Raw genomic sequence first — 4,068 nt, 5'->3', positions numbered from 1 at the left:
GTCTCACGACGTCCAGCTGTTCGCGTCGATCCTCCACCTGCATAAACGCCTCGGCCGATCGCAGCAAGAGCGGCCACCGCACGCGCTCGGGGTAGAGGTGCCGCATGCATAACGCGCAGGCCAGGGACACTGGTCGGCGGGGTGGTTAACGGACTGCAGACCAGCAGGCGTGCGATGGCAACCGAACAGCTTTCCAGCCAGAGGCGTCTGACCCTCTCGCTAAGCCGTAAGCAACTTTGTTTGGCAGATAAGGGGCCTGAAGCGGACTGACAGCTTCTAAGCACGCATTTTCACAAGCGGACTTTCTTTCCGCAACGGAATCGCTTTGACATGCGCAATCCCGGCCATCAGGCCGGGAACAGGAACGCCGAAGCGGGATCGAAAAAGATGCGCTGACCTGATGTGGCGGTGCCATCGCCCACCTCTGCGTCAGAGGTTGGCCTGACGTCGATCTCATCTCCGCCGGCCGTGCGTGCCACTACTCGCCGTCGGTCGCCGAAGAAGGCGGTATCGACGATCTCGACGGCGAGTGCCACGCTTGTCGGCGTAGGCGTCAAGCGGAAGGCTTCCGGGCGCACCATCAGCCGGACGTTCTGGCCTTGGCCGAACGACGTTGTCGCCTTGACGCCGGTCACGATCGAGCCGCCGGCCAGGCGGATCGTCGATGCGCCATCTGCGGTTTGCAAATGCTCAGCCGGCAGGAAATTCGAGTTGCCGATGAAGCCGGCGACGAACTCGCTCGCCGGCCGGAGGTAAAGATCCTCGCCAGTACCGATCTGTTCGATGCGGCCTTCCCTGAACAGAGCGATGCGATCCGAAAGATGCAGCGCCTCCTCCTGGTCGTGCGTGACATAGAGGATGGTGACGCCGGTCTCGCGGTGGATGCGGCGGATCTCGGCCTGGATTTCCTGGCGCAGCTTCTTGTCGAGCGCCGACAGCGGCTCGTCCATCAGCAGGATCGGCGGGTCGTAGGCGAGCGCGCGGGCAAGCGCCACGCGCTGCTGCTGGCCGCCCGACAGCGCGCCCGGACGGCGGTCGGCGAAGTTTTCGAGGCGCACCAGCGCCAGCATGTCGGCGACCTTGCGCTTGATCTCGCCATCCGGTCGGCGGCGCACGCGCAGCGGAAAGGCGACATTCTCGGCGACACTCAGATGCGGAAATAGCGTGTAGCGCTGGAAGACCATGCCGATGTTGCGCTTGTGCGACGGCACCGAAAGCAGCGACCTGTCCTCCAGGAGCACATCGCCCGAGCTCGGATCCTGGAAACCGGCGATGGCGTAGAGTGTCGTCGACTTACCGGAACCCGACGGGCCAAGGAACGTCAGGAACTCCCCCTTGGGCACATCGATGGTGACGTCATGGACGGCGACGAAGGCGCCGAACGTCTTTCTCACCGCGCGTATGGACAGGAATGGCCGGGTCATCTTGACATTTTCCTGCGAAGGAGTGCGGTCACGATCATCAGGCACAAGGTCAGGCCGACAAGCAGGCTGGAGGCGGCGGCGACGACCGGGCTGAGGTCGGCGCGCAGGCTGCCCCAGATCTTGACCGGCAAGGTCTGCAAGGCCGGGCTTGCCATGAAGATCGCCACCACGACCTCGTCCCATGAGGCCAGGAAAGAGAAGATCGCCGCGGAGAAGATGCCGATCCTGATCGACGGCAAGGTGATCCTCAACCGTGCCTGCAGCGGGCTGGCGCCGCAGACTATGGCCGCGTCCTCGATGGATTTGTCGAAACCCTCTAGCGCCGCAGTGATCGGGATAATGGCGAAAGGCAGCGCCAGGATGGTGTGGGCGATGACGAAGCCGACCGTGGTGCCGGCAAGGCCGATGCGCAGGAAGAAGGCGTAGATGGCGATGGCGAACACGACGACCGGCAGCACCATCGGCATCAACAGCAAGCCGCGCAGGACCTGGCGTCCGCGAAACTCACCCCTGACCAGGCTGAAGGAGGCGAACAGGCCGATGACGACGGCGAGGATGGCGGCCATGGCGGCAATCCGGACACTGGTCAGCGCGGCATCGATCCAGGTCGGATCAACCAGCAACTGCTGGTACCATTTCAGCGTCCAGCCGGGCGGCGGGAAGGCGAGCCAGCGCGACGAGCCGAACGACAGGAGCACGATGAAGACCACCGGCAGCAACAGGAAAGCCGCGACTGCCGCCGTGAAGCCGACAAGTGCCACGCGCAGCCATCCGAGCCGGTCATAGTCGAGCAGCATGTCAGAGCCCTCCGCCGGCGCGCCTGGCGCCGACCAGGCGAAGCTGGATCGCGTAGAGCGCCATGGTGACGACAAGCAGGACGAAGGCGGCCGCACTTCCAAGCCCCCAGTTGAGCAGCGACTGCACCGTCTGGGCGATCATCTCGGCCAGCATCATGTTCGATGTGCCGCCAAGCAGGGCAGGCGTGACGAAGTAGCCAAGCGACATGACGAAGACCATCAGCCCTCCGGCGGCGATGCCGGGAAGCGACAGCGGCAAAAGGATGCGGCGGAAGGCCTCGGACGGGCTTGCGCCGCAAAGGGCGGCCGCGCGCAGCGTCATAGGGTCGATGGCGCGTAAAGTGCCGACCAGCGGCAGAATCATGAAGGGCAGCATGATGTACACCATGCCGATGGTGACCCCGGCGAGGTTGTTGATGAGCGGCAGCGGCTCATGGATGATGCCCAACCCCATCAGCGCCCTGTTGATGACGCCGGTGCGTTGCAGCAGCACCATCCACGCATAGGTGCGGGTGAGAAGGTTCGTCCACATCGACAGAATGATGATGCCGAAGACGATCGAGCCCGGGGCCGGCGGCATGATCGCCAGCATCCAGGCAACAGGGAAAGCCACCAGGATGGTGACGGCTGTGACGACCGATGCGACCAGGAAGGTGTTGAGGAACACCCGCACATAGGTGTCGCTGCCGAACAGCGCCGCGTAGTTCTGCAAGCCGGGTTCGGGATCGGTGACGCTGCGCAGCAGCAGGGCAACCACCGGCACGATGAAGAACAGGCCAACCAGAAGCAGGGCCGGCAAGGCGCTGCCGCTGCCGGCTGGCAGGCCGGCAACCGAGCTGCGTCTGAAAGAACTTCCCTGCATCGAGCGGTCCTGTTCAAAACGGGGCGCGCAAGCCGCGCCCCGTCGGTCTGCAACGGTGTTACTTGGTCTGCCAGGCATACCAGCGCGCGGCGATCTCGTCGCGATGCTCGGCCCAGTAGTTCATGTCGAGGTTGATCTGGCCGTCGACATGGGCATCAGGCAGGGCCTTGACGGCATCGGCGGGCATCTCCGCCTTGGCCTTGGTGTTGATGGGCGCATAGCCGCTTGCCTCGGCGAATTTCGCCTGGCCGGTCGGGCTGGTGGCGGCGGCGAGGAACTTCATCGCGCTGTCCTTGTTCTTGGCGCCCTTCGGCACGACGAGCACGTCGGCGGCGGTGGTTCTGCTTCCAGGCGACGCCGACGTCGGTGCCATCCTGCTGGAGGGCGAAGACACGCCCGTTCCACAACTGACCGAAGGCAGCCTCGCCGGAGGCAATCAGCTGCTGTGATTCAGCGCCGCCGCCCCACCAGACGATATCGGATTTGATGGTGTCGAGTTTCTTGAAGGCACGATCGAGATCAAGCGGATAAAGCTTGTCCGCCGGCACGCCGTCGGCCAGCAAAGCGATCTCGATGACGCCCGGCGCCGACCATTTGTAGAAGGTCCGCTTTCCGGGAAACTTCTTGGTGTCGAACATGTCGGCCCAGCCGGTCGGTTCGCCCGAGACGGCGCCCTTGTTCCAGGCGAGCACGAAGGAGTAGTAGAAGCTGCCGACGGCATGCTCATTGCTGAAACGCGGGTCAAGATCGGCCTTGGGCACGACCGCATAGTCGATCGGCTCCAGCAGCCCGTCCTTGGCGGCCTTTATGGCGAAATCCATTTCCACGTCGACGACATCCCAGGTGACATTGCCGGCGTCGACCATGGCCTTGAGCTTGCCATAGTCGGTCGGTCCGTCCTGCAGCACCTTGATGCCGGAGCTGGCTTCGAAGGGGGCTGCCCAGGATTTGGTCTGCGCTTCCTGCGTGGTGCCGCCCCAGCTGG

At 64.1% G+C, this 4,068-nt stretch carries 3 protein-coding genes and 1 pseudogene; all 4 read right to left on the bottom strand.

The window, feature by feature from the left end; genetic code table 11:
* Window positions 1–347 precede the first annotated feature (347 nt).
* Window positions 348–1,424, bottom strand: a complete 1,077-nt coding sequence (locus EN991_RS26065; RefSeq protein WP_127369847.1) for an ABC transporter ATP-binding protein — start codon at window positions 1,422–1,424, stop codon at window positions 348–350.
* Entirely contained in the window at window positions 1,421–2,221 is an 801-nt protein-coding gene (locus EN991_RS26060) for an ABC transporter permease (RefSeq protein WP_127369846.1), read from the bottom strand. The genes EN991_RS26065 and EN991_RS26060 overlap by 4 nt, the downstream gene beginning before the upstream one ends.
* Before the next feature lies 1 nt (window position 2,222).
* The gene (locus EN991_RS26055; RefSeq protein ID WP_027161996.1) at window positions 2,223–3,083 is read right to left on the bottom strand and encodes an ABC transporter permease; all 861 of its coding nucleotides are present in this window, start codon (window positions 3,081–3,083) and stop codon (window positions 2,223–2,225) included.
* A 58-nt stretch (window positions 3,084–3,141) separates the two neighbouring features.
* Window positions 3,142–4,068, bottom strand: a pseudogene (locus EN991_RS26050) (ABC transporter substrate-binding protein); the annotation flags it as partial.

This window comes from Mesorhizobium sp. M7A.F.Ca.US.005.03.2.1 (genome assembly GCF_003997795.1).
In the GTDB taxonomy this organism is placed as follows: domain Bacteria; phylum Pseudomonadota; class Alphaproteobacteria; order Rhizobiales; family Rhizobiaceae; genus Mesorhizobium; species Mesorhizobium ciceri.
Note: the sequence above shows the minus strand (reverse complement) of the source record. Positions and strands in the feature narration are given on the sequence as shown.

What these genes read in the sequence shown, in the direction of transcription:
- EN991_RS26060 (WP_127369846.1), bottom strand. Translation starts at nt 2,221, where the DNA reads ATGCTGCTCGACTATGACCGGCTCGGATGGCTGCGCGTGGCACTTGTC.
- EN991_RS26065 (WP_127369847.1), bottom strand. Translation starts at nt 1,424, where the DNA reads ATGACCCGGCCATTCCTGTCCATACGCGCGGTGAGAAAGACGTTCGGC.
- EN991_RS26055 (WP_027161996.1), bottom strand. Translation starts at nt 3,083, where the DNA reads ATGCAGGGAAGTTCTTTCAGACGCAGCTCGGTTGCCGGCCTGCCAGCC.